This window comes from Agromyces sp. NPDC060279 (assembly GCF_042726785.1).
GTDB lineage: Bacteria > Actinomycetota > Actinomycetes > Actinomycetales > Microbacteriaceae > Agromyces.
In genome coordinates, this window is sequence record NZ_JBHXBK010000001.1 from 1,663,559 (window position 1) to 1,686,406 (window position 22,848).

General features: G+C 73.4%; 25 protein-coding genes. 16 read left to right on the plus strand and 9 right to left on the minus strand.

Going from position 1 to position 22,848, the window contains the following annotated elements:
• Window positions 1-98 precede the first annotated feature (98 nt).
• Window positions 99-1,163 carry a polyamine ABC transporter substrate-binding protein gene (locus ACFWE1_RS07895; protein WP_376932905.1) on the minus strand — a complete coding sequence of 355 codons (1,065 nt, stop codon included), beginning with the start codon at window positions 1,161-1,163 and terminating at the stop codon, window positions 99-101.
• Window positions 1,160-2,347: a class II histone deacetylase gene (locus ACFWE1_RS07900; RefSeq protein WP_376932906.1), complete on the minus strand. Its 1,188-nt coding sequence runs from the start codon at window positions 2,345-2,347 to the stop codon at window positions 1,160-1,162. Before ACFWE1_RS07900 ends, ACFWE1_RS07895 begins: the two co-directional genes overlap by 4 nt.
• Window positions 2,348-2,558: 211 nt before the next feature.
• Between ACFWE1_RS07900 and ACFWE1_RS07905 the strand changes: the two genes are divergently transcribed.
• Window positions 2,559-3,155 (plus strand): TetR/AcrR family transcriptional regulator, encoded by a 597-nt coding sequence (locus ACFWE1_RS07905; RefSeq protein WP_376932907.1) that lies wholly within the window; start codon window positions 2,559-2,561, stop codon window positions 3,153-3,155.
• 45 nt (window positions 3,156-3,200) lie between these two features.
• Here ACFWE1_RS07905 and ACFWE1_RS07910 read toward each other — a convergent pair whose 3' ends face one another.
• Both ACFWE1_RS07910 and ACFWE1_RS07915 read right to left on the minus strand, forming a co-directional pair.
• A complete protein-coding gene (locus tag ACFWE1_RS07910; RefSeq protein WP_376932908.1) occupies window positions 3,201-3,779 on the minus strand; it encodes a hypothetical protein in 579 nt (192 codons plus the stop codon).
• Window positions 3,779-4,369 (minus strand): helix-turn-helix domain-containing protein, encoded by a 591-nt coding sequence (locus ACFWE1_RS07915; protein WP_230767294.1) that lies wholly within the window; start codon window positions 4,367-4,369, stop codon window positions 3,779-3,781. Before ACFWE1_RS07915 ends, ACFWE1_RS07910 begins: the two co-directional genes overlap by 1 nt.
• A gap of 169 nt (window positions 4,370-4,538) precedes the next feature.
• Here ACFWE1_RS07915 and ACFWE1_RS07920 point away from each other — a divergent pair, with 169 nt between their 5' ends.
• The 13 genes from ACFWE1_RS07920 to ACFWE1_RS07980 all read left to right on the plus strand — a co-directional run bounded on the left by ACFWE1_RS07920 (window position 4,539) and on the right by ACFWE1_RS07980 (window position 15,030).
• Window positions 4,539-4,790 carry a flagellar FlbD family protein gene (locus ACFWE1_RS07920; RefSeq protein ID WP_285462444.1) on the plus strand — a complete coding sequence of 84 codons (252 nt, stop codon included), beginning with the start codon at window positions 4,539-4,541 and terminating at the stop codon, window positions 4,788-4,790.
• A 2-nt stretch (window positions 4,791-4,792) separates the two neighbouring features.
• On the plus strand, window positions 4,793-5,560 hold the full coding sequence (locus ACFWE1_RS07925; RefSeq protein ID WP_376932909.1) for a motility protein A: 768 nt from the start codon (window positions 4,793-4,795) through the stop codon (window positions 5,558-5,560).
• Window positions 5,557-6,375, plus strand: coding sequence for a flagellar motor protein MotB (locus ACFWE1_RS07930; RefSeq protein WP_376932910.1), 819 nt, complete (start codon window positions 5,557-5,559; stop codon window positions 6,373-6,375). The genes ACFWE1_RS07925 and ACFWE1_RS07930 overlap by 4 nt, the downstream gene beginning before the upstream one ends.
• A gap of 278 nt (window positions 6,376-6,653) precedes the next feature.
• The gene (locus tag ACFWE1_RS07935; RefSeq protein ID WP_229781532.1) at window positions 6,654-7,550 is read left to right on the plus strand and encodes a flagellar motor switch protein FliM; all 897 of its coding nucleotides are present in this window, start codon (window positions 6,654-6,656) and stop codon (window positions 7,548-7,550) included.
• Window positions 7,550-8,218, plus strand: coding sequence for a flagellar motor switch protein FliN (fliN, locus tag ACFWE1_RS07940; RefSeq protein ID WP_230767288.1), 669 nt, complete (start codon window positions 7,550-7,552; stop codon window positions 8,216-8,218). The genes ACFWE1_RS07935 and fliN overlap by 1 nt, the downstream gene beginning before the upstream one ends.
• Window positions 8,218-8,709 carry a FliO/MopB family protein gene (locus ACFWE1_RS07945; protein WP_376932911.1) on the plus strand — a complete coding sequence of 164 codons (492 nt, stop codon included), beginning with the start codon at window positions 8,218-8,220 and terminating at the stop codon, window positions 8,707-8,709. The genes fliN and ACFWE1_RS07945 overlap by 1 nt, the downstream gene beginning before the upstream one ends.
• Window positions 8,706-9,563 (plus strand): flagellar type III secretion system pore protein FliP, encoded by an 858-nt coding sequence (gene fliP / locus ACFWE1_RS07950; RefSeq protein WP_376932912.1) that lies wholly within the window; start codon window positions 8,706-8,708, stop codon window positions 9,561-9,563. Before ACFWE1_RS07945 ends, fliP begins: the two co-directional genes overlap by 4 nt.
• On the plus strand, window positions 9,564-9,839 hold the full coding sequence (locus ACFWE1_RS07955; RefSeq protein ID WP_189084186.1) for a flagellar biosynthetic protein FliQ: 276 nt from the start codon (window positions 9,564-9,566) through the stop codon (window positions 9,837-9,839).
• Window positions 9,839-10,597, plus strand: a complete 759-nt coding sequence (locus tag ACFWE1_RS07960) for a flagellar biosynthetic protein FliR (RefSeq protein WP_189084185.1) — start codon at window positions 9,839-9,841, stop codon at window positions 10,595-10,597. Before ACFWE1_RS07955 ends, ACFWE1_RS07960 begins: the two co-directional genes overlap by 1 nt.
• A 3-nt stretch (window positions 10,598-10,600) precedes the next feature.
• Entirely contained in the window at window positions 10,601-11,698 is a 1,098-nt protein-coding gene (locus tag ACFWE1_RS07965; RefSeq protein ID WP_376932913.1) for a flagellar biosynthesis protein FlhB, read from the plus strand.
• Window positions 11,695-13,743, plus strand: a complete 2,049-nt coding sequence (gene flhA / locus ACFWE1_RS07970) for a flagellar biosynthesis protein FlhA (RefSeq protein ID WP_376932914.1) — start codon at window positions 11,695-11,697, stop codon at window positions 13,741-13,743. The genes ACFWE1_RS07965 and flhA overlap by 4 nt, the downstream gene beginning before the upstream one ends.
• Before the next feature lie 25 nt (window positions 13,744-13,768).
• Complete coding sequence (locus ACFWE1_RS07975) at window positions 13,769-14,737, plus strand: hypothetical protein (RefSeq protein WP_376932915.1); 969 nt, start codon at window positions 13,769-13,771, stop codon at window positions 14,735-14,737.
• 62 nt (window positions 14,738-14,799) lie between these two features.
• Entirely contained in the window at window positions 14,800-15,030 is a 231-nt protein-coding gene (locus ACFWE1_RS07980; protein WP_376932916.1) for a carbon storage regulator, read from the plus strand.
• Between the two features lie 373 nt (window positions 15,031-15,403).
• Here ACFWE1_RS07980 and ACFWE1_RS07985 read toward each other — a convergent pair whose 3' ends face one another.
• The 4 genes from ACFWE1_RS07985 to flgN are packed head-to-tail and all read right to left on the minus strand — an operon-like array spanning window position 15,404 to window position 18,550.
• Window positions 15,404-15,772, minus strand: coding sequence for a flagellar assembly protein FliW (locus ACFWE1_RS07985; protein WP_376932917.1), 369 nt, complete (start codon window positions 15,770-15,772; stop codon window positions 15,404-15,406).
• Window positions 15,769-16,647 (minus strand): flagellar hook-associated protein FlgL, encoded by an 879-nt coding sequence (gene flgL / locus ACFWE1_RS07990; RefSeq protein ID WP_376932918.1) that lies wholly within the window; start codon window positions 16,645-16,647, stop codon window positions 15,769-15,771. The genes ACFWE1_RS07985 and flgL overlap by 4 nt, the downstream gene beginning before the upstream one ends.
• Window positions 16,648-16,649: 2 nt before the next feature.
• On the minus strand, window positions 16,650-18,068 hold the full coding sequence (flgK, locus tag ACFWE1_RS07995; RefSeq protein ID WP_376932919.1) for a flagellar hook-associated protein FlgK: 1,419 nt from the start codon (window positions 18,066-18,068) through the stop codon (window positions 16,650-16,652).
• Entirely contained in the window at window positions 18,068-18,550 is a 483-nt protein-coding gene (gene flgN / locus ACFWE1_RS08000; RefSeq protein ID WP_376932920.1) for a flagellar export chaperone FlgN, read from the minus strand. Before flgN ends, flgK begins: the two co-directional genes overlap by 1 nt.
• Before the next feature lie 275 nt (window positions 18,551-18,825).
• Here flgN and ACFWE1_RS08005 point away from each other — a divergent pair, with 275 nt between their 5' ends.
• Both ACFWE1_RS08005 and ACFWE1_RS08010 read left to right on the plus strand, forming a co-directional pair.
• Entirely contained in the window at window positions 18,826-19,557 is a 732-nt protein-coding gene (locus ACFWE1_RS08005) for a hypothetical protein (RefSeq protein ID WP_376932921.1), read from the plus strand.
• Window positions 19,558-19,820: 263 nt separating this feature from the next.
• A complete protein-coding gene (locus ACFWE1_RS08010) occupies window positions 19,821-21,746 on the plus strand; it encodes a Helicase associated domain protein (protein ID WP_376932922.1) in 1,926 nt (641 codons plus the stop codon).
• 52 nt (window positions 21,747-21,798) lie between these two features.
• Here the strand turns inward: ACFWE1_RS08010 and ACFWE1_RS08015 are convergent, their stop codons facing one another.
• A complete protein-coding gene (locus ACFWE1_RS08015) occupies window positions 21,799-22,848 on the minus strand; it encodes a zinc-dependent alcohol dehydrogenase family protein (RefSeq protein ID WP_376932923.1) in 1,050 nt (349 codons plus the stop codon).

Consider the following 22,848-nt stretch of genomic DNA (forward strand, 5'->3'; position numbering starts at 1 on the left):
ACGGGGGGTGTGGGGGGGGGGGGGGGGGGGGGGGGGGGGGGGGGGGGGGGGGGGGGGGGGGGGTGTTTCCGCGGCCTTTCGGCCGCCCCCACCCCGGATCATCCGGCCGACCAGTCGGTCCAGCGCTGGATGACCTCGTCCTGGTTCTCCCCCCACCAGGCGTTGTCGATCTGCCAGGAGAGGTCGCGGTGCTCCTGCAGGGACGAGTCCCAGGCGGATGCCGCGGCGTCGAGCTTCGGCGTGGCGGTGAGGTTCGCCGGGCCGTACGCGATCGACTCCGCCCAGACCGTCTGCGGGCCCTGCGAGACGGCGAAGTCGATGAACTGCTGGGCGGCCTCGCGGTTGGGCGAGCCCTTCACGATCGCGAGCGAGGCCCAGTGGTAGGAGTTGTCCTCCCACATGGGCGCGTAGGGCGCGCCGTTCTGCACGGCCTCGTAGCCGCGGCCCGACCAGACGAGGATCATGTCGGCGCGCTGCTCCTCCATGATCGCGACCTGCTCGGCCCCGGAGCTCCAGAACACGGTGTCCGCCTTGACCTTGTCGAGCATCTTGAAGGCCCGGTCGTAGTCGAGCGGGTACAGCTCGTCGGGCGCGACCCCGTCGGCCATCAGCGCGAGCTCGAGGTTGCCCTCGGCCGGGTCGCTGCCCATCGAGCGGGTGCCGGGGAACTTCTCGAGGTCGAAGAAGTCGGCGATCGAGGTGGGCGGGTTGTCGCCGTACTTCTCCTCGTTGTACGCGACCATGTACGAGTAGGTGTCGACGGGCACGCCGCACTTCTCGACGGTGCCGGGCGCGAAGTCCGCCTCGTCGATGTTCGAGAGGTCGAGCTCCTCGAAGAGGGTGCCGCAGTAGGCGGGCACGTCCTGTTGGCCGGCGAGGTAGACGTCCCAGGTGGGGTTGCCGGCCTCGACCATGACCTTGAGCTTGGCGGGATCGACGGGGCTCTCGACGGTGACGTCGATGCCGGTCTCCTCGATGAACGGGTCGACCATCGACTTCTCCTGCGCCTCCTGGAAGGCGCTGCCGTAGGTCACGAAGGTGAGGCGCTGGTCGCCGCCTCCGTCGCCGCTGCCGCCGTCGGCGGGGGTGGAACTGCAACCGGCGAGCAGAGCGACGCCGACGGCGCCCGCGAGCAGGGCCGTCCGGGGGATGGTGCTTCTCATGGTGCTGACTCCTCGTGGTGATGAGTGCTGCGGTGGTGTGGGTCGTGCTGGTCGTGCGAGTGGTGCTGGTGGTGCGTCGGTGGTGCGGTGCCGGCGGCTGCGCCGGCACGTTCGATGGCCTCCAGCTGGTGCGGGAGGAGGTCCTGTTCGGGCGTGTGCAGGTGCCGCCCGTAGGGGTCGTGCAGCTCGGTCTCCGCCTCGGCCTCGAGCAGGGCGGCGACGACCGCCGCGCCGCAGATCGGGGTGTAGAGCGGCGAGTAGCCGCCCTCCTGGGCGATGACGAGCCGGCCGCCGCAGAGCTCGTCGGCGAGCTCGATCGTGCGGCGGGTGAGGTCGCCGAACGTGGCGCTCGTGAGCGCCATCTGGCTGCTCGGGTCGAGGAAGGCGGCGTCGTACCCGCAGGCGACGACGATGAGCTCGGGCTGGAAGGCCCGCAGCGCCGGGGCGACGACCCGGTCGAAGGCCGCGAGATAGGCGCCCTCGCCGCTGCCGGCCGGGAGCGGGATGTTCACGGTGGCGCCGAGGGCGGCCTCACCACCGCGCTCCTCGACGGCACCGGAGTCGACAGGGTAGAGCCGGTCCTGGTGCAGGCTGATCGCGAGCACCTCGGGGTCGTCCCAGTAGATCCGCTGCGCCCCGTTGCCGTGGTGCACGTCCCAGTCGACGATCGCGACACGGCCGAGCCCCTGCCGGGCGCGGGCGAGCTCGAGCGCGATCGGGATGTTCGCCAGCAGGCAGTAGCCGCGGGCCCGGTCGGGCTCGGCGTGGTGGCCGGGCGGCCGCACGAGGGCGTAGGCGCGATCGAGTTCGCCGTCGAGCACCGCGCGCACGGCGGCGGCGACCCCGCCGGCGCTGCGCACCGCGATCTCGTAGGAGCCGTGCCCGAAGCCGGCGAAGTCGCCGAGCTCGCCGCCGTTCGCGGCGGACTGCGCCCGGAACGCGGCGAGGTAGTCGGCCGTGTGCACCCGGGCGAGATCGGCCTCGGCGAGCGCGAGCGGCTCGAGCGGCGTCATCCGGCGGCGCAGACCGAGCCGCTCGATGAGGTGCAGCAGGCGGCGGCGGGCCTCGGGCGTCTCGAGCTGCACGCCGGGCTCGACGGAGGGGCCGAAGTCGGCCCTGGACTCGTGCCAGAAGCCCGCTTCGTCGGCGACGAGGCCCACGCGGCGATGGGTGGATCGGGGCATCCGTTCCCTTTCGGTTCTGGGCGGCACCGCGCGGCGCGTGGGCCGCGGCGGTGCGGCGATGGCTGATCGACTCGACGAAATATCGTCGTGTTTTACAACAACGTTTTATGAAGGGTAGCCTTGGAGCACAGACCCGTCAAGGTCGCATCCGGACCGTGGTGCACTAGGGTCCAATCAGCCCGCATGCGGGCGCGCGGAGGGGGATGCCGAGATGCCGATCGAGGTGGACGAGAGCGAGCGCCTCGCCGAGATCGCCGACGCCACGGTGGCCGTCGCGAGCGAGCGGGGCACGCGCGCCGTGACCCTGCGGGCCGTCGCGGAGCGCCTCGGCCGGTCGACGGCGTTCATCACGAACTTCGTCCCCTCGCGGGCGCACCTCATGGTGAACGCGCTCGAGCACGCGCAATCGCACTGGCGCACCGAACGCGCCTCCCTGCTGCGCGACGCCACTGGCATCGAGCGCCTCGTCGCGGTCGCCCGCTGGATGTGCTCGACGACGCCGGAGGACAACGTGCTCCGCAGCCTCTGGGTCGAGGTCATCGGCGATGTCCGCGGCGACACCCGTCGCGCGTACGACGTCGTCCGCGAGGTCACCGACGCCACCTACCAGGAGTTCGTGTCGAGCGCCGAGGCGACCGACCTCGACCACCCCGAGTACATCGCCGACATCCTCTACCTCTACTGCCGCGGCTTCCACGTGAAGACGGTCGAGGACCCGGAGGCCTGGACCGACGAGCGCGTCAACGCCTCCCTCGAGGTGCTGCTGCGGGCCCTGCTCGGGCCGCGGCTCGACGCGCTCACCGGCTGACCGCGGTCGCTGCGTGCCTCAGAGCGCGAGCGGAGGCGGGGTCGCCTACAGCTCGAGCGCTGACCCGCCCACCGGTTCGATTTCCGGGAGCCCTGCGGCGAAGATGCGCTCGAGTCGTTCCGCCGCCTGCTCGTTGAGAGCATCGCCTGGGAAGAACTCCTCGAGCAACTCCTCGGCGTCCTCCGAGCGGCGGATGCCGTTGACCGCGAGCAGGTAGGCGACATCGCGCTCATCACGACCCCTCCGCCCCGCCATGGCTTTGAGCTTCATCGCGAGCAGTGCGTCGGCGGGCGCGAGCCAGATCGAGATGGTGACATCGTCATGCAATGGCACCCACTCGACCGTCTTGCCGTAGCCGGGGATGAACTTCGCCGCGTCGTCATTCAGCCAGTCCGACGGCCAGCCTCGTTCCGCGGCGATGTCGGCGATGATCGGCGCAAGCACGGCCTTCGGCTCGATCCGCGCATCGATGTCGAAGGTCGCGGGCCGATCGAAGTAGCCGAGGCGGATCGCCGCACCGCCGACGATGAAGATGCGCACCCCGCCGATGCCCGCGGCGCGCACCCGTGCGGCGAGTTCACGAAGCCCGCTTTCGAGCTCGGCGAGCCCCAGCAGCGCGGGCATCAGACGCTCGCCAGGGTCGACTCGTCGAGCAGCACGTTTCGTTCGAGGAATGCCGTCGGTACGCGATCAGGGTCAGGTGCACCGACGTACGGTCCGAGGTCGAGCGGGGTCGCCTCCGGCAGCCTCCGGTCTCCCCGTGCGAGCCATCCAGGGATCGGGAGCCGCCCCCGTTCCAGCCAGTACGCGCTGAGCCCCGCGACCGCGGCATCCCACTTGGGGTCGCCGATCGTGGCCGGTTCTGCAGCGGTGAGCACGACCCTGCCGGTTGCATCGGCGGCTTTGAGCGCGTCGGAGTAGCTCAGGAAGACCCGGAACGCCCGCTCGCCGTCAGCACCCTCGATCGACGACGCAATCTCGGCCGCCGCTTCGACTCCGCTGAGCCCCAGCACGGGAGCCGCGATGAGTTGATGGCCGGCGCTTCGGAGGATCCGCTCGAGCGTGTCGACCGTCGGAGTGCGCCGGCCCCGCTCGATCAGCGACAGGTCGGGCTGCGCCGTGCCGGCACGTCGGGCGAGTTCTGCCTGGGGAATGCTCTGACTGAGCCTCGCTGCCCGCAGCAGCTGCGCTGCGCGCTTGGCTGAAATCTCCATGCGGCCCTCCGTTCCCTCTGCCCTTCTGAACCCAGAATATCGCCTTCGATATATTTGCGCCGGAGTTCTCCACAGCGTGCGCCCCCGCGACCCCTAACGGCGGGACACCGCGCGGCCGAGAGTGGAGAGCGGCGGCCGCCCCGGTCGCCCCTGCAGCTTCGGGGGACCCATGATCGTCGTGACACGACTGAACGGCAGCAGCTTCGCGCTGAACGCCGACCTCGTCGAGCGCATCCACGCGACTCCCGACACGACGCTCCTGATGGTCGACGGCACGAACTACGTCGTGACGGAGTCCGTCGAAGAGGTCATCGAGCGGGTCGTCGAGTTCCGCGCCCGCGTGCTCGCCCGCGCGCAGGAGCTCGACCGCGGCACCCCCGCCCCCGTGACCCGCCTGACCCTGGCACCGAAGGCGGACTGACCGTGGACCCCTCCCTGCTCATCGGCCTCGTCCTCGCGTTCGGCTCGCTGTACGCGATGATCACGCTGGAGGGCGCGCACGTCGAAGCGCTGCTCCTCCCTGCGCCGATGGCGCTCGTCTTCGGCGCGACGATCGCCGTCGGCATCGCCGGCGCGACCCTCAGCGACGCATTCCGCGCGGTGAAGGCCCTGCCCCGCGCCTTCCGCGGCAAGACGGCGAAGCCGCAGGGCACGATCGACCGCCTCGTCGAGATCGCCGAGAAGGCGCGGCGCGAGGGTCTCCTCTCGCTCGAGCAGGATGCCTCGGAGACCGACGACCCGTTCCTCCGCAACGCCCTGCAGAACATCGCCGACGGCACCGACGGCGACGAGCTGCGCTCGCTGCTCGAAGAGGAGATCGCCTCCAAGGAGCGCGACGGCATGCAGTCCGCGAAGTTCTACAAGGCGCTCGGGGGCTATGCGCCGACCATCGGCATCATCGGCACCGTCGTCTCGCTCACCCACGTGCTCGAGAAGCTCGACTCCCCCGACACGCTCGGCCCCTCCATCGCGACCGCCTTCGTCGCCACCCTCTGGGGCCTGCTGTCGGCGAACTTCATCTGGCTGCCGATCGGCGACCGCATCGCCCGCCTCACCACGCTTGAAGCCGAGCACATGACCCTCGTCATGGAGGGCGCGCTCGCCATCCAGTCCGGCAGCCAACCGCGACTCCTCGGCGAACGCCTGCGGGCCATCGCCCCGGGCCTGGGGCAGCAGCAAGAGGCGGCATGAGCGCCCGGCGGAAGCGTCGCGCGTCGAACGGCGAGGTCCACAACGACGAGCGCTGGATGGCGTCGTACATGGACATGGTCACCGTGCTCATGTGCATGTTCATCGTGCTCTTCGCCATGTCGACCGTCGACGCGGAGAAGTTCAAGGCGCTCAGCAATTCGCTCGCCACGGGCTTCGGCCAAGAGGTCAGCGACAAGGTGGATGTCTCGGACGGCTTCGTCGTTCCCGCCGACATGCGCAGCGAGGAGACGGAGCAGGAGCCGACGCCGCTCGAGCTCGCGAAGCAGGAGCTGCAGGACCTCGTCGAGATCCGCGACCGCATCGACGCGGGGCTGAAGCAGGCCGGTCTGCGCGACGCCGTCGCCTTCGACATCGACGAGCACGGCCTCATCATCCGCCTCGTCGGAGCCGAGACGTACTTCACCGGCAACAGCGTGGAGCTCAGCGAGCTCGCGCAGCGGGTGCTGACGATCGTGGGCGGGGTGCTGAAGACCATCCCGAACGAGATCCGCGTCGAGGGGCACGCCGACCCGCACGGTTCGCCGGGCCCCTTCCCGACCGACTGGGAGCTCGCGAGCGGCCGCGCGGCCCGCGTCGTGCGGTACTTCGTCGAGCAGGGCTCGCTCGCGCCCGAGCGCGCCGTCGCGATCGGTTACGGCTCGGCCCGGCCGATCACGGCGCGCACGGACGAGGCGGGGATGTCGCTGAACCGCCGCGTCGACCTCGTCGTCGTCTCCGACCAGCCCGAGGACGTGCGGGCGCTGCTGCCCGCGCTGTACGACGAGCTCGAGGCGGCGACGACGGCAGGGCGGTAGCCGCCCTCGTTCCCCGAGCTCGTCGAGGGGCGCTTCGACAAGCTCAGCGAACCAACCCTGGTTCCCCGAGCCCGTCGAGGGGCCCGCTCGTTCCCCGAGCCCGTCGAGGGGCCCGCTCGTTCCCCGAGCCCATCGAGGGGCGCTTCGACAAGATCAGCGAACCAGCGCTTCGACAGGCTCAGCGAACCAACGCTTCGACAGGCTCAGCGAACCAACGCTTCGACAAGCTCAGCGAACCTGGCTAACCGCGCCGGGGACGGCGACCGATAGTCGGAGTCGTGCTGACGAGAACCGAGGAGCAGGCCGAGACGCCGACGCGCGCCGCCGAGCCCTACGACTTCCGTCGCCCCACGACCCTCGCCCGCGAGCACTCCCGCGTGCTCGAGCTCGCCTTCGAGAGCTTCGCCCGGCAGTGGGGCACGCAGCTCACCGCGAACGTGCGCGCCCGCTCGCAGGCGACGTTCCTGCAGGTCGGCATGCACACCTACGACGACTACGCCGCCTCGCTGCCGCCCGCGACGACGATGGTGCTCTGCCGGCTCGCGGGCGACGAGGCGAAGGCCGTCATCCAGTTCCCCGCCTCGGCCGCGCTCGGCTGGATGACGCACATGCTCGGCGGCTCCGGCGAGCGCATCGAGCCCGAGCGCACCTTCACCGAGATCGAGCAGCAGCTGCTGCGCGCGCTCCTCGACGACCTGCTCGACGACCTGCAGTACTCGCTCGGCCGCATCCTCCCCGCCCGTCCGGAGTTCGACTCGCTCCACCACACGGCGCAGTTCGCGCAGGCCGCGCCGACCTCCGCGCTGATGATCGTCGCGAGCTTCATCGTGGAGTGCGCCGAGCGCGAGACGACGGCGACCCTGGCCCTGCCGGCCGACGCGGTGCTGCGCGGCCTCGGCGAGTCGAACCCGGTGGTCGCGACCGACCGCGCCCGCAGCCTCGTCGCGGCGCAGATCGAGCTGACCCCGGTGCCGCTCGGCGTCGGCCTCGCCCCGGTGCCGGTCACCCCGCACGACATCCTCGAGCTCGCCGTCGGCGACGTGATCCCGCTCGCGCACGCCGCGAGCGAGCCGTTCCTCGTCACGGTCGACGGTCGTGCCGTCGGCCGCGCCGCGATCGGCCGCACCGGCAACCGGCTCGCCTGCACCATCACCGAGACTCTGGAGATCCCCTGATGACCACGACCGCCTCCGCCGCGCTCGCCGCCGACGCCGCCGCCGAGCTCGCCCGAGCCCTGCCGAGCGAGAACGGCTACACGGTCGGCGGCCCGGCGGGCCGGGTGGCCCCCGCGGAGTCGTTCGAGGCGAGCTCGGTCGGGCAGGTCTCGGTCGACGTCGCGGTCGGCTTCCTCGGCGTCGGCACGATCGCTCACGACGGCCTCGCCGTGCAGAACCTCGTGCACCCGGCGCTCGCCGCCGCGGCGCGCGTCTACGGCACGGGCGTGCTCGGGGAGGTGCGCGAGGGCGCCGGACTCTTCGACGACCCGGACGCCGAGGTCTTCGAGCTGCTCGACGGCGAGACGATCGTCGGCTGGTTCGCCGTGCGGCCGCGCCGCTCGGCTCGTCAGGGCGGTCCGCTCGGGGGCGATCCGGAGGAGCGCCTGAACCGCATCAACGGCGTCGAGATGGCGCTCACGGTCGAGATCGGCCGGACGCGGATGACGGTGCGCGACGTGCTGGGGCTCGAGCCGGGCGCCGTGGTGGAGCTGGACCGCTCCGCCGGCGCCCCCGCCGACATCCTGCTGAACGGCCGCATCATCGCGCACGGCGAGGTCGTCGTCGTCGACCAGGACTACGGCGTGCGCGTCACCCGCATCCTCGACGCCCAGGAGGGCGCCCGCTAGTGGATGCCGTCTTCCTCGTCCTCCGCGTGGTCGTCGCCCTCGGCGTCGTCCTCGCCGTCATCTGGGTGGCGCACCGCCAGCTCAGTCGGCGGCGTTCGGGGTCGAAGAAGGCGAGCCTCGTCCAGGTCGTGGCGCGCCAGTCGCTGTCGCCGAAGGCCTCGGTCGCGATCGTGGATGCCGACGGCCGCCGTCTTGTGCTGGGCGTCACCGAGCACGGGGTGTCGGTGCTGAGCGACCGGCCGGCGCCGGTGCACGACGCCGAGTTCGACGCGGTGCTCGCCGCCGCCGTCGCGCCCGCCGAGCCCGTGCCCGTCGAGGCATCCGCGCAGCCGTCGGCCGACACGGACGCCGACGCGCCCCCCACCCGCCGCGCCGCCCTCGCGGCGGCCTCCACCGGACCCGCATCGCACGGATCGCGCCGCGGGTCGATCCTCTCGGCCGAGACATGGAAGCGCTCGCTCGCCGGGGTGAAGGAGGGCCTCGGCATATGACGCGCCCCTCGGCCGGCAGCAGCCGGTCGGGGAAGCCTCTGCGGATCGCCGCCATCGCGGCCGCTTCCATCCTGATCGCGCTCCTCTGGGTCGTGCTCTCCTCCGCAGCCGGCTTCGCCGTGGAGATCGACCCCAACGCCCCCACTCCGCCGAGCGACCCCGTCGCCCCCGTGGATCCCGGGCAGGGCGGCTTCGGCGTGTCCATCAACGGCCCGGACGGCACGCCCTCCTCGGCGATCGTCACCCTCATCGGCCTCACGCTGCTCGCCGTCGCCCCGGCGCTGCTGATCATGACGACCTCGTTCACGAAGATCTTCGTGGTGCTCGCGATGGCCAGGAACGCGCTGTCGCTGCCCGCCATCCCGCCGAACCAGGTGCTCGCCGGCCTCGCCCTGTTCCTCTCCTTCTTCGTCATGCAGCCCGTGCTGGCGCAGGTGAACGAGCTCGGCATCCAGCCCTACCTCGCCGGCCAGCTCGACGCGAGCCAGGCCTTCGAGGCGGGCGTCGCGCCGCTGCGCGACTGGATGCTGTCGTTCACCCGCGAGGAGGATCTCGCCCTGATGACCAGGGCCGCAGGGCTCCCGAACCCCGCCGACCCCTCGGCGGTCGACCTGTGGACGCTGATCCCTGCCTTCGTCATCTCGGAGCTGCGCTCGGCGTTCATCATCGGCTTCGTCGTGTTCGTGCCGTTCCTCGTCATCGACCTCGTCGTCTCCGCGGTGCTGATGTCGATGGGCATGATGATGCTGCCGCCGGTGATGATCTCGCTGCCGTTCAAGATCCTGCTGTTCATCCTCGTCGACGGCTGGGGCCTGCTCGCGACGACCCTCGTCTCCAGTTACCGGGGAGGCTGAGTGGACACCGCCGCCGTCCTCGACATCGGCCTGCAGGGCCTCCTCGTCGCCGCGAAGCTCGGTGCGCCGGCGCTGCTCACGGCGCTCGTCGTGGGCTTCGCGATCTCGCTGCTGCAGTCGATCACGCAGATCCAGGAGGTGACGCTGTCGTTCGTGCCGAAGGCGGTGGCCGTCGGCATCGCGCTCGTCGTCTGCGGGCACTGGATGATCAGCGAGATCGTCGCCTTCACGCTCGGCCTGTTCGAGCGCATCCCGAGCCTCGTGGGGGCCGGCTGATGGACTTCGCCTTCGACCCCGCCTGGCTCGAGGCCGTGATGCTCGCGAGCGTGCGGATGGCCGCCTTCCTCGTGATCGCCCCGCCGTTCTCGAACCGGGCGGTGCCGATGCGGGTGAAGGCGGGGCTCGCGCTCGCGCTCGGGCTCGCCGTGTCGCCGGCCGTGGTACCCGGCTACACGCCGCCCGACGGCGCCGGCTTCCTCGGCGCCCTCATCGCCGAGGTCGGCACGGGGGCGCTGCTCGGCTTCCTCGTCTACGCCGTGTTCAGCGCGATCCAGTCGGCCGGCGGGCTGCTCGACCTCTTCGGCGGCTTCCAGCTCGCGCAGGGCTTCGACCCGCAGTCGATGGTGCAGGGCGCCCAGTTCGCCCGATTCTTCAACCTCGCGGCGATCGCCCTGATGGCCGCCTCGGGCGCGTACCTCGTGGTGCTGATGGGCATGTTCCAGTCGTTCGACGCGATCCCGCTCGGCGTCGGCATCGACGTGGCCCGCTCGGCGGAGTCCGCGGTCGACGCGGCGAGCGGCATCCTCGTCTCGGCGGCGCAGATCGCGGGCCCGCTGCTCGTCGTGCTGTTCCTCGCCGACGCGGGCCTCGGCCTGCTGACCCGCGTTGCGCCCGCCCTGAACGCCTTCGCGATGGGCTTCCCGCTGAAGATCCTGCTGACCCTCGCCCTCGCCGGAACCGTCTTCGTCGCCCTCCCCGGCGTCGTCGACGCGCTCACGGAGACCGCGATCGGCGCGATGCGGAAGGGGTGGTGAGCGATGAGCGACGTCGGTGAGCGCAGCGAACAGGCGACGGACAAGCGGATGCGCGAGGTGCGCCGCGAGGGCAAGCTGCAGCGCTCGCAGGACCTCACGGCCTGGGTCGGCATCGGTGCGATCGCCGTCGTGCTCCCGGCGACGATCGCGGTCGGGACGGATGCCGCGGTGGCGCAGTTCCACCTCGTGACGGATGTCGCCTCCGCCCCCTCGGGCGCCGCGGCGACCCAGGCGCTCGAAGCCGGCCTCGCCTCGATGCTGCCGACCCTCGGCCTCGCGTTCGTCGTCGTCTCGATCGTCGTGCTCGCCGCGGCGGTGCTGCAGGGCGGCGTGCACTTCCGGCGCAAGTTCTGGCGCTTCGAACAGTTCGACCCGGTGAAGGGCATCGGCCGGGTGTTCGGCTTCCAGGCGCTCTGGCAGGGCGCCAAGGCGCTCGCGAAGACGGCGGTGCTCGGCATCGTGCTGTGGTCGGTCGTGCAGTCGCTCATGCCGATCCTCGCCGGCGCGGGCGGGCTGCCGCTCACGACCGTGCTGCAGGCCGCCTCGGACGGGGTCGCCGCGCTCGTCGTCACCGCCGTCGCGGTGGGCCTCGTGCTCGCCGCCCTCGACGTGCTCGTCGTGCGCCGCCGCAACCGCAAGCACACGATGATGACGAAGAAGGAGGTGCGCGACGAGGCGAAGCACACCGACGGCGACCCGCTCGTGAAGTCGCAGCGCCGCTCGCGGCAGCTCGCCATGAGCCGCAACCGGATGATCTCCGCGGTGGCCGACGCGAGCGTCGTCGTCGTGAACCCCACCCACGTCGCCGTCGCCCTGCGCTACGAGCCCGGCCGCAGCGCACCCCGCCTCGTCGCGAAGGGCAAGGGGCACATCGCCGCCCGCATCCGCGAGGAGGCCGAGCGCGCCGGCGTGCCGATGGTGCGCGACGTGCCGCTGGCCCGCGCCCTGCACGCCGCGTGCCGGCTCGGCGAGGAGATCCCCGTCGAGCTCTACCAGGCCGTCGCCGTCGTGCTCACCTTCGTGCAGGCCCTCCGCCGCCGCGGCAGCGTCGCCGGCGTGCACGCCCTGACCACCATGACCCCCGCCGGAGGTGTCGGATGAACCGCAGGCTCTCCATGATCGCGGTGCCGCTCGGCGTCGTCGGCATCCTGCTGCTGCTGATCGTGCCCGTGCCCGCCTGGATGCTCGACGCCCTCATCGTCGTGAACATCCTCTTCGCGCTCGTCATCCTGCTGACGACGATGTTCGTGAAGAAGCCGCTGGACTTCTCGGTGTTCCCCTCGCTGCTGCTCGTGGCGACCCTGTTCCGGCTGGGTCTCAACGTCGCCTCGACCCGCCTCGTGCTCGGCGAGGGCTACGCGGGGCAGGTGATCGCGGCCTTCGGGCACGTGGCGGTCGGCGGCTCGATCATCATCGGCGCGGTCGTGTTCCTCATCCTCGTCGTCATCCAGTTCGTCGTCGTGACGAAGGGCGCCGAGCGCGTCGCCGAGGTCGGCGCGCGCTTCACGCTCGACGCGATGCCCGGCAAGCAGATGGCGATCGACGCCGACCTGAACGCGGGGCTCATCACGGAGACCGAGGCCCGTCGCCGCCGCGAGGAGGTCTCGGCCGAGGCCGACTTCTACGGCGCGATGGACGGCGCCTCGAAGTTCGTCAAGGGCGACGCGATCGCCGGCATCGTGATCATCCTGATCAACATCATCGGCGGCATCACGATCGGTATGGTGCAGCGCGGCATGGAGATCGGCGACGCGCTGAACACCTACACGCTGCTGACCATCGGCGACGGCCTCGTCACCCAGATCCCGGCTCTGCTGATGGCGGTGTCGACGGGCATGGTCGTCACCCGCTCGAACAGCGAGACCGACATGGGCGACAGCGCGGCGGCGCAGCTCATGCAGTCGCGCACGGCGCTCGGCATCGCGGCGGGGGCCGCGGTGCTGATGGGCTTCATCCCCGGGATGCCGATCCTGCCGTTCCTCGGCGCCGGCATCGTGCTCGCCATGCTCGCGCAGCGGGTGCGCACGAGGGAGCGCACCGCGGAGCAGCAGGCGCGGGCCGACGAGATCGAGGCGGCGGCGCCGCGCGCGGAGACCACCGAGGACCTGCTCGCGCAGGCCCGGGTGCACGCGCTCGAGATCGGCCTCGCGACCGACCTCGTCGACCTCGTGAACGGCTCGGCCGACGACCTCCTGGCCCGGGTGAAGGCGCTGCGGCGCAAGCTCGCGATGGAGATGGGCTTCGTCATCCCGCCGGTGCGCACGCGCGACAGCGTCGAGCTGCCGCCGTCGAGCTACTCGATCCGCGTCGCGGGCGTCGAGGTGGGCCGCGGGCAAGCACCGCCCGGCCGCGCCCTGGCCCTCGGCGACCACCTGGAGTCGCTGCCCGGCGAGCCGACGATCGAACCCGTGTGGGGGCTCGCCGGCAAGTGGGTGCCGACGGAGTCGCGCCGCAACGCCGAGCTGCTCGGCGCGACCGTGATCGACCGCGTCTCGGTCATCGTGACGCACCTGTCGAGCATCGTCGGCGACCACGCCGCGCGCCTGCTCAGCCGTGAGGACGTGCGCGTGCTCACCGAGGGCGTGCGGGCCGAGAACCCGGCGGCCGTCGAGGAGCTCACGCCGACCCCGCTGTCGCTCGCGGAGGTGCAGCGGGTGCTGCAGGGCCTCCTCGCCGAGCGGGTGCCGATCACCGACCTGCCGCGCATCTACGAGGCCGTCTCGCTGCGGGCGAAGACGACGACCGACCCGGAGCTGCTCGTCGAGGCCGCCCGCGACGCCCTGGGCGCGGTGCTGCCGGCCGCCTTCGCCGACGACGGTGTGCTCCGGGTCGTGATGATCGACCCGATGCTCGAGCAGCGCATGCTCGAGGGGCTGCGGCCGAGCGAGCACGGCAGTCAGATCCTGCTGCCGCCCGAGACGATCGAGCGCGTGCTCACGGGCGTGCGCGAGCGGATCCGCTCGGCGGAGGCCGAGGGCGGCCGGGCGGTCCTCGTCTGCGCTCCCGCGCTGCGGCCCGCCGTGCACCGGCTCGTCGCGGCGCAATCGCCGGGGACTCCGGTGCTGTCCTACCAGCAGGCGTCCGCGGGCGCCGCCACCATCGAGACCGTGGGGGTGATCCGGAGCGATGCCGAGCTTCCGGCGTAAGGCGGCCAGCCTCGAGGAGCTGCGCATGCAGGTGCTCCTCGCCTACGGGCCCGAGGCCCGCATCACCGAGGCGACCCGGGTGACCCGCAAGGGCCTCGGCCGCTTCCTCGCGCACGAGGAGATCGAGGCGACGGTCATCGTGCCGGACGACGCAGCGCCCGCGGGCGGGATCGCCCCCGAGCGGGTCGACCGCGCGGGCATCGCGGCCCTCCTCGCCGACGCGGACCGGGCGGACGGCGGCGCGGGCCCGGGCGGCCCCTCCTCCACCCGTGCGGCCGCAGCGATCGAGCCGGCCGCCGGCCCGCAGGCCTCGACGTCGAGCCGGGCCTTCGCGACGCTGCTCGCCGACGTCGAGCGGGCGATCGCCGTGCCGCCGCTCGCGGGTCAGGCGGCCGCACCGGCGGCGGCACCGGCGGCGGATGCCCCGGGCGGCGACGGCGTCGCGGCCGCACTCGCCGAGACGGACGCCGAGGACCGCCCGATCGTCCTCGAGGCCGTGCGCTCCTCGCTCGTGGAGTTCGAGGCTCCCGGCATCCCGCTCGTCGCCGACCGCGCCTCGCCCGGCGACTTCGTGCTCGTCGTCGGCCTCGGCGACGACGCCGAGACGGCGGCGCGCGGACTCATCGGCCAAGCGGCCGGCGCGCCCCTGCTGCTGCACGGCCGGGCGGCGGACGCCGAAGCCGACGTGCCCGACCGGCGGGCGGCGCTCGCCGCGCGGATGCGTGCCGTCGAGCAGCACGCCGCCGTCGTGCTCGCGGTCTCGCTCGGGCTCGACGACGACCTCGCCGCGCTCGCCGAGCTCCGGCCGGACGAGGTGTGGGCGGCCGTCGACGTCAGCCGGCGCACCGACGACACGGCGTACTGGCTCGCCCGGGTGGATGCCGCGCTGCCGATCTCGGCGCTCGCCGCCGTCGGCACGGAGCGGACGAGGCATCCGCTCGACGTCTCGCGCTTCGGCCCGCGGATCGGATGGCGCCAGCCGCAGAACCGGTGACTGCCGCGCATGATGGTGGTGAGGCCGCCGGGGAGTCTGCGGCCAGGAGGAGTGAAGCAGGGATGCTGGTACTGACCCGCAAGTCGAACGAGCGCGTGCTCATCGGCGACGACATCGTCATCACCGTGCTGGAGGTGCGGGGCGACAGCTCCGTGCGGCTCGGCATCGAGGCCCCGCGCGATCGGCGCATCCAGCGCGAGGAGATCGTGGTCGGCGTGAGCGACGCGAACCGCGAGGCCGCCGTGCTCGGCGCGGGCGCCGAGTCGGAGCTGCTCAAACTGCTCGGTCGCTGAGCCCGCCGAGCGAAGGGACGGATGCCGTCGCGACGTGCGCGACGATCCCGAACGTTCGGGTCATCCGAGGTCGCATCCGCCCCTTCTCCGAGCGCGTGTCGATCACGCCTCGGCCGTGCGCTTCGTTTGGAATACCAGGTCCGACCGCCGTGTGCTGCGTTCGGGGCATACGAAGTGCGCCGCGCCCAGCATATGGGCGGCCAGCCGGAAGCGCCATGGGTAGTTCTTCCCGCGCTCGCCACCCTTCACCGAAAGGGTCGTTTCGCGACCCCCGCTTGGGACCGCGGCCGTGGCGCTGCCGGAATTCGACCCCCTCGAGGGAGGAGCGGGGAGAGGTGCGAGGAGAGGGGCGGAGGGCGGGGACGCCGCGGGGTCAGGCGGCGGCGAGCACCTCGGCGAGCGGGGCGCGGAGCGGCCAGTCGCCCCGGTCGAGGATGGTCTGCCGGGCGCGGCCGTCCGCGGCGACCACGATCGGCGCCTGCAGGTTGACGGTGGTGGGCTCCGCCGAGGGGTTCACCACGACGTAGACGGCGGGCTCGGCGTCGCCGAGCTCGTCCAGGTCGATGCGCGGCACGATCGGGTGGTATCCGGGCAGATGCAGCGCGGCATCCAGCAGGTAGAGGCGCGCGTCGCCCGACTCCGCGCGGAGGGCGAGCAGGCCAGGTGCGCCGTCGACCCCGGCGAGCTCGAAGTCCGTGTCGGCGAGCCCGAAGGGCGGGGCGAGGAAGGTCAGTCGGGTCATCGCAGGTAGTCCATCAGGGTCGGGCGCACGGCGCGGGCGGTGGCGGCGAGCGCGGCCTGGTGCGCGATCTCGCTCGTCGAGAGCTCGATGGCGGCCGTGGCCACGTCGATGTCCTCGAGCCGGCTGCGGGTGGCCTCGAGGTCGATCTTCTGGGCGAGGTTGCGGTCGACGGCCTGGAGCACGGTGGCGTGCCTCGCACCCGCCGCCGCGTGCGCGTCGAGCACGGCCGAACGGTGCGCGTCGAGTGCGCTGAGCTCGGCGCCGACCGGGGTGCCCGCGCGGAGGCCGGCGGCGATGCGGTCGATGGTCGCGAACACGGAGTCCGCGCCCACGCCGAAGACGCTCGAGCCGTCCACGTCGACGCGGACGGTGGTGCCCGCGTCCACCCGGCGCTCCACGGTGCCCGCCCCGCCGGAGAAGGCATAGCTCGCATCGAAGGCCGGCTGGTCGGAGGTGCCGGCGAACACCTGCCGCCCCGCGTAGCTCGAGTTCGCCTGCGCGAGCAGCAGATCGCGCACGGCGTCGAGCTCGGCGGCGATGGCGTCCTTCTGCGTCTGCGAGAGGGCGCCGTCGTTCGCGCCCTGGAGGGTGAGATCGCGGGCCCGGCCGAGCAGCGAGGTCGTCGACTGCAGCGCGGAGTCGATCGTCGAGAGCCAGGCGTTGCCGTCCTGGATGTTGCGCGCGTACTGCAGATTCGCGCGCTGCTCGGCGCGCACCTGCATGGCGCGCGCGGTCGCCGCCGGGTCGTCGGAGGGCTTCGTGATGGCCTTGAAGTCGGTGGCGCGCTGCTGCGCCCTGGCCAGCTGGGATGCCGCGAGCTGCAGGTTGCGCGCCGAGGACTGCGCGATGGACATCGTGGTGACGCGGTTCATCATGGTTACCTCCCGACCACGCCGGTGCGGGTGATCAGCACTTCGAGCATCTCGTCGATCGCGGTGAACACCCGCGCCGCCCCCTGGTAGGCGGTCTGCGCGGTGACGAGCGCGAGGTTCTCCTCGTCGAGGTCGACCGCCGACTCCGACTGCTGGCGGCCCACGGCGTCGACGAGGCCGAGTGCGGCGACCTGCGCCCGCGAGGACTCCGCGCCGGAGGCGATGCCGACCTTCCCGACGAAGGAGCCCCACAGCTCGTCCGGCGAGCCCGCCGCCCGGCCGATGCCGGCGATGCGGTCGGCGATGGTGCCGTCCTTCGCGCCGGCACCGGGCAGGGCGGCGGCGATGCCCGAGACGTCGGTCGGGATGACGCGCAGGCCGAGCGCGGCCGGCACGCCCGGGTCGAACGCGAAGAAGTCGAGGCCGGTCGTGCCGTTCGGCGTCGCGCCGGTGCGGTGCACAGCGTTCACCTGCTCGGCGAGCGCGGTCGCGACCGTGTCGTAGGAGGCGAGCGCCTCGTTCAGCGGGCCGCCGGTGCCGCCGGAGGCCGGCGCGAGCATGGAGAGCGCACCGGCGAGCTCGCCGCCGTCGAGGTCGATGGCGGTGCCCGGACGGCGCTCCCACTGCACGGAGACCGCCCCGGTGCCGCCCGGGGTCGTCGGCCCCGCGAGCACGAGCCGGTTGGCGGTCGTGCCCGTGACGATCGGGTTGCCGGCGACGAGCACGTCGACGGTGCCGTCGCCGCGGTCGTACACCTGGCCGCCGGCGATGGAGGCGAGGTCGGCGGCGACCCGGTCGCGCTCGTCGAGGAGCTCGTTGACCTGCCCGCCGGCGAGCGTGGAGCGGCGGATGGTGTCGTTCAGCTCGGCGACCCGGGCGGCGGCGTGGTTGACCTGGTCGACCATCGTCGCGGCATCCTTCCGCAGCGCCGTCCACTGCGAGGAGACCGCGCGGGAGCCGTCGGCGATGCGCGCGGCGAGGGTGGCCGCCTGCTGCAGCACGACGGCCGCCGCCGCGCCGTCGCCGGCCGCGTTGCCGAGGTCCTGCCACGACGCCCAGAACTCCTGCATGCGGGCGGAGAGGCCCTCCTTGCCGGGCTCGCGGAGGCCCGTCTCGAGGGTCTCGAGCGCGGCCGCGCGGGTCGCGTGGTACCCGGAGCTCGCGGAGGCCTCGCGGACCCCCTCGTTCAGCATCTCGTTCGCGAGGCGGGCGATGCCGGTGACCATGACGCCCTGGCCGGGGCCGGGGCGCGAGAGCGCGAGCACGCCGATGGGGCCCGCGACCGGCGAGGAGGCGAGCTCCGCGCGCTGACGCGTGTAGCCGGGCGTCTTCACGTTCGCGATGTTCTGGCCGGCGACGTCGACGGCGGTGCGCGCGGCGTTCAGGGCGGTGTGGCTGGTGTTCAGCCCGCCGAAGGTGCTCATCAGGTCTCCTCGTCCACCAGGGTGGCTTCGACGACGTCCCGGGTCAGGCCGCGGGCGTCGTAGGTCGTGGTGCCGCGCCGGGCGGCGTGCTGGGCGACGCCGGCGGGGCGGGCGGCCTGCTTCAGCAGCTGCTCGTTCGCGTCGCGGAGCTCGCTGATCTCGCCGGTCACCTCGCGGAGGGCCGCGAGATGGGCGAGCAGGATGTCGCGCCAGACCTCGTCGCCGACGGTGTCGGCGAGCTCTTGGAGCGTCGCCTCCGCCGGCAGCTGCAGCTCCTCGGCGACCTCGGCGGACTCGACGGCGCGCGCGAGCCCGACCTCCTTGAGGCGGGCGGTGAGGAACTCGATCTCGTGCGCCGCGCGGCCGAGCCAGCGGCGGCGGTCGGTGGCGAGCAGCAGGCGCTCCACCTCGAGCTTGTAGAGCAGCACGTCGAGCAGCTCCCGCTCGCGCCAGAGCACGGCGGAGAGTTCGTGCAACGACATGCGGACCGCCTCTCCTCGATGCATCCGACTATCGGCCGTGCGCCCGCCCGCGGTAAGCGCGCTCCCCCGTTCCCCTTGCCGACTTGCCCGACTTTCATGAAAGTCGGGCAAGTCGGCACAAAGGCGGACCGTGCCGCGCATGTATCTCTTGCCGGGATGTCCGCACTAATGAGGACACCGCCGATGGCACCGAATCGGCGGCCCGGCGGGTGGACCCGCACCCGCTGCACACACGATCCAGGGCCCGCGAGGGCCGAACCCGAGGAACGAGCACGATGCCAGCAGAACAGACCACGACCGCCCCGCACCCGCTGGAGGGGTGGACCGAGCGCCGCGACCACGCCGACGGCGTCTCATACTGGCGCCGCGGCGAACGGCACCGCGCCGTCGGCTGGGCGGTCGACCGCGCCGGCGCCCGCGAGGCGTGGCTGTTCGGCCGGCGCATCCCGACGCCCGCGCACCCCGAGGAGCTGTGCTTCGCCGGCCAGGCCGCCGACGGGGTGCTCGAGTGGCACGACGAGGCCGGCCGGGTGCGCGTGCTGCGCTGGACCACCGCCGGCGGTGTCGAGGAGACCCGCTACCTCGGCGAGAACGGCGCCCCCGAGACGCACCCGGGCGGCTACCACCGCGTCCGCGTGCTGCGCACCGGCGAGCGCCGCTACTACGAGGAGGCCGCGGGCGGACCTCGCCTGCACCGGCTCGATGGCCCGGCCCTCGAGGACGCCGGCAGCGCGCGCCGCTCCCGCTGGCTCGAGCACGGCGCGCCCGTCGCCTCGCCCGAGGAGCTGCTGAACGACGCCAAGCGCCGCGCGATGGCCGCCTGGAACCGGGGCGTCGACGCTCCGGCGCACGTGCTCGCGGAGGCGGATGCCGAGCGCATCGCCGCGGTCGTCGCGGCCGAGCCCGACTGCGAGCTGGCGTGGGAGTTGTCGATCGCGTTCCCGACGCCGTGGATCGCCGGGATGCGACGCGCCGGACTCGCCGAGCGTCCCCCAGTCCGGGGGTGAAACGGACGGGTCCGCCCGCGTCGCCGACCCCCTGCTCGCCCGGAATCACGCGGATCCGCCGGGGGTGAGCGCGCGCTCCCGAAGCGGATTCGTCAGGGGCCCTTCCCACCTCCTTGCCCAAGCTGTGCAACGGCTGTGAGAATCGCCGCAGCGGCCGGTGTTCCGGCGTTCGGATTCGGGTTCCGAATGTCTCCGGCCGCCTCGGCGACCGCGGGGGCGGTCGCCGTGGCGTGCGCGCAGCGCCGCCGGATTCGGGGTATGGAATGGGCGACGACAGCTCGGCGCCGACGCAGTACGCGTCGGGTCCTGGCCTCGCCGTCGCGCGCCCGCGCCACGACGCCCCGCCCACTCGCGGGATCTCCACCCCGCACGGCGTCGTCCGCCCCGGCGCCGCCCGGCACGGCGTCGCCCTGCACGACGGCGACGCCGAATGGGAGGCGCGCGTCTCGCGGCTGCGCGAGCACCTTGCCACGAGCGGGCGACCGCCGCGGGATGCCGCGAACGCCCCCGAGGCGGAGCGCGCCACCGCCCGCTGGCTGAAGCGGCAGCGCGAGCTGCTCCGCGCGGGCGCGCTGCCCGAGCGCCGCCTCCGCCACCTCGACTCCGTCGTGCCCGGCTGGCGCGACCCCCGCGGCACCGACTGGCACGGCACGGCCGTCGCCGTCGGGCTGCACCTCGCGGAGACGGGCGCCTACCCCTCGCCGAGCGCGCCCGACGCCGCCGAACGACGCCTCGCGACCTGGCTGCGCACGCAGCGGCGGGCCGAGGCATCCGGCCGGCTCGCGCCCGACCGCCTCGCCTGGCTGGAACTGAACCTGCCGAGCTGGCGGCGCCCCGCCGACGAGGGCTGGGACGACACCCTCGCCGCCGTCGCCGGCTTCATCGCCGAGACCGGCCGCTTCCCGCGCGAGGCGGCCCAGGAGGAGCCGTCCGAGCGACGACTGGCGGGCTGGCTGCGCCGGCAGCGCGAGGCCGCGGCCGACGATCGACTGGACGACGAGCGTCGTCGGGCACTGGACGACGCAGTGCCCGGCTGGCTCGACCCGGCCGCCGCGCGGTGGACCCGCACCGCGCGGCGACTCGCCGGATGGGTCGCGGCGCACGATCGCCTGCCTGCGAAGCACGCCGCCGACCCCCTCGAGCGCCGACTCGGTGAATGGCTGGCCGGGCAGCGCCGGCTCGCCGCCGCCGGTTCGCTTCCCGCGGCCCGTGCGGCCCGGCTCGACCGTTCGGTGCCGAGCTGGCGCGAGCGGCCGGATGCCGCGTGGCGCCGGCGTCTCGACGAGCTCGTCGCGTTCATCGCCGAGACGGGCCGAGCCCCGGCGCGCACGACCGACGCCGGCGACGACGAGCGCCGTGCCGCCGCGTGGCTCGCCGAGCAGCGCACGGCGGCGCGCGCGGGCAGCCTGAGCGCCGCCCGCCGCGCCGCGCTGGACGCCGCGGTCGTGGGCTGGTTCGACGACGAGCGCGAGTGGCGGCAGCAGGCCGACCGGCTCGCCAGTCGGCTCGCGCTCGGGGCCGCGGCGCCCGCGAGCCGGGCCGAGGACCCCGAGGAGCGTTCGCTGGCCAGGTGGCTGCAGCGGCAGCGCAGCCTCGCCGGAACCGGCGAGCTCGACGAGTCGCGCGAGCGCTGGCTCGACCGCCAGCTCCCCGGCTGGCGGGACCACCGGTTGAACGCCTGGGAGCACACCGCCGCCCGCCTGCTCGCCTTCCGCGCGGAGCACGGCCGGCTGCCGGCCCGCGGAGCCGGGGCGACCGCCCTCGAGCTCGAGCTCGGCGTCTGGCTGAACAACCAGCGCTCGGCGGCCCGCCGCGGCGGCCTGAGCCCGGCGCGCGAGCGGTGGCTCGACGCCCGCATCCCGGAGTGGCGCGATCCGCGCCTCGCGAGCTGGCTCCGCCGCGCCGCGGAGCTCGCGGCCTACGTCGCGGAGCGCGGACGCCTGCCCTACGAGCGGTCGACCGTCGAACGGTCCCGCCGCCTCGGCACCTGGCTGCAGACGCAGCGGCGGGCGCACCGCGACGGCACGCTCGATGCCACCCGCATCGCCTGGCTGGATGCGAACGCCCCGGGCTGGGCCGGCCAGGGCAGCGGCCCGCGGCCGATGCCGCCGTCGGAGCCCGCGACGCCCCAGCGCGTGCCCGGCGAGCGGCGCCTCGGCGACGACGACGGCCTGCCGCGCATCGCCTGACCAAGCGCGCCGCGCGGCCCGCGCGCGTGCCGCGGCCTGCACGCCCCGTGCGTTACGGCCGCAGCAGCACCTTCACCGCGCGGCGCTCGTCCATCGCGGCGTACGCCTCGGCGGCCTCCTCGAGCGGCAGCTCGAGGTCGAAGACGAGCCCCGGACGGATGGCGCCGGAGCGCACGTCGGGCAGCAGCTCTTCGATGTAGCCGCGCACCGGTGCGACGCCGCCGTTCACGCCGACGTTCGTCTCAAACAGCCGGCGCACCGGCAGCTCGGGCCCGCCGTTCGGCACGCCGACGTAGCCGACCATGCCGCCCGGGCGGGCCGAGCGGATCGCCTGGTCCATGGACTCCTTCGTGCCGACGCATTCGAGCACGCGGTCGGCGCCGATGCCGCCGGTGAGCTCGCGGACCGCCTCGATGCCGGCCTCGCCGCGCTCGGCGACGACGTGCGTGGCGCCGAACTCCCGGGCGAGCGCCTGCCGCTCGGGGTGTCGACTCATCGCGATGATCGTCGTCGCGCCGAGCCGCTTCGCGGCGATGACGGCGCAGAGGCCGACCGCGCCGTCGCCGACGACGGCGACCGCGTCGCCCGGGCCGACGCCGGCGGAGACGGCGGCGTGGTGGCCGGTGCCCATGACGTCCGAGAGGGTCAGCAGGCCCGGCACCTCCTCGTCGGCGACGGGGCCCGGCACGACGGCCAGCGTGCCGTCGGCGAGTGGAACTCGCACCCGCTCGCCCTGCGCCCCGTCGGCGAAGCCGCCGTCGCGGTCGGCGGAGCCCCACCAGCCGCCGTGCAGGCACGAGGTGGACACGCCGTTGCGGCAGTTCGCGCAGCTGCCGTCGCAGACGTAGAAGGGGGCGATCACGAAGTCGCCCGGGCGCACCCGCTCGACCTCGTCGCCGACCGCCTCGACGACGCCGACGAACTCGTGGCCGATGCGGCGCGGCTCCCGGGTCGGCGTCACACCGCGGTACGGCCAGAGGTCGGAGCCGCAGACGCAGGCGGCGACGACCCGCACGATCGCGTCGCGGCCGGTCGAGAGCACGGGGTCGGGCACGGTCTCGACGCGGATGTCACCGGGGCCGTGGATCAGAGTGGCACGCAT

Excerpts from the sequence above, each read along its gene's own strand:
- ACFWE1_RS07910 (WP_376932908.1), bottom strand. The coding sequence starts at position 3,779 with ATGCCCGCGCTGCTGGGGCTCGCCGAGCTCGAAAGCGGGCTTCGTGAA.
- ACFWE1_RS07980 (WP_376932916.1), top strand. The coding sequence starts at position 14,800 with ATGCTGGTACTGACCCGCAAGTCGAACGAGCGCGTGCTCATCGGCGAC.
- ACFWE1_RS07900 (WP_376932906.1), bottom strand. The coding sequence starts at position 2,347 with ATGCCCCGATCCACCCATCGCCGCGTGGGCCTCGTCGCCGACGAAGCG.
- ACFWE1_RS07960 (WP_189084185.1), top strand. The coding sequence starts at position 9,839 with ATGGACTTCGCCTTCGACCCCGCCTGGCTCGAGGCCGTGATGCTCGCG.
- ACFWE1_RS07985 (WP_376932917.1), bottom strand. The coding sequence starts at position 15,772 with ATGACCCGACTGACCTTCCTCGCCCCGCCCTTCGGGCTCGCCGACACG.
- ACFWE1_RS07930 (WP_376932910.1), top strand. The coding sequence starts at position 5,557 with ATGAGCGCCCGGCGGAAGCGTCGCGCGTCGAACGGCGAGGTCCACAAC.
- flgK (WP_376932919.1), bottom strand. The coding sequence starts at position 18,068 with ATGAGCACCTTCGGCGGGCTGAACACCAGCCACACCGCCCTGAACGCC.
- ACFWE1_RS07975 (WP_376932915.1), top strand. The coding sequence starts at position 13,769 with ATGCAGGTGCTCCTCGCCTACGGGCCCGAGGCCCGCATCACCGAGGCG.
- ACFWE1_RS08015 (WP_376932923.1), bottom strand. The coding sequence starts at position 22,848 with ATGCGTGCCACTCTGATCCACGGCCCCGGTGACATCCGCGTCGAGACC.
- ACFWE1_RS07915 (WP_230767294.1), bottom strand. The coding sequence starts at position 4,369 with ATGGAGATTTCAGCCAAGCGCGCAGCGCAGCTGCTGCGGGCAGCGAGG.
- ACFWE1_RS08010 (WP_376932922.1), top strand. The coding sequence starts at position 19,821 with ATGGGCGACGACAGCTCGGCGCCGACGCAGTACGCGTCGGGTCCTGGC.
- ACFWE1_RS07905 (WP_376932907.1), top strand. The coding sequence starts at position 2,559 with ATGCCGATCGAGGTGGACGAGAGCGAGCGCCTCGCCGAGATCGCCGAC.
- ACFWE1_RS07895 (WP_376932905.1), bottom strand. The coding sequence starts at position 1,163 with ATGAGAAGCACCATCCCCCGGACGGCCCTGCTCGCGGGCGCCGTCGGC.
- fliN (WP_230767288.1), top strand. The coding sequence starts at position 7,550 with ATGACCACGACCGCCTCCGCCGCGCTCGCCGCCGACGCCGCCGCCGAG.
- flhA (WP_376932914.1), top strand. The coding sequence starts at position 11,695 with ATGAACCGCAGGCTCTCCATGATCGCGGTGCCGCTCGGCGTCGTCGGC.
- flgL (WP_376932918.1), bottom strand. The coding sequence starts at position 16,647 with ATGATGAACCGCGTCACCACGATGTCCATCGCGCAGTCCTCGGCGCGC.
- fliP (WP_376932912.1), top strand. The coding sequence starts at position 8,706 with ATGACGCGCCCCTCGGCCGGCAGCAGCCGGTCGGGGAAGCCTCTGCGG.
- ACFWE1_RS08005 (WP_376932921.1), top strand. The coding sequence starts at position 18,826 with ATGCCAGCAGAACAGACCACGACCGCCCCGCACCCGCTGGAGGGGTGG.
- ACFWE1_RS07920 (WP_285462444.1), top strand. The coding sequence starts at position 4,539 with ATGATCGTCGTGACACGACTGAACGGCAGCAGCTTCGCGCTGAACGCC.
- ACFWE1_RS07965 (WP_376932913.1), top strand. The coding sequence starts at position 10,601 with ATGAGCGACGTCGGTGAGCGCAGCGAACAGGCGACGGACAAGCGGATG.
- flgN (WP_376932920.1), bottom strand. The coding sequence starts at position 18,550 with ATGTCGTTGCACGAACTCTCCGCCGTGCTCTGGCGCGAGCGGGAGCTG.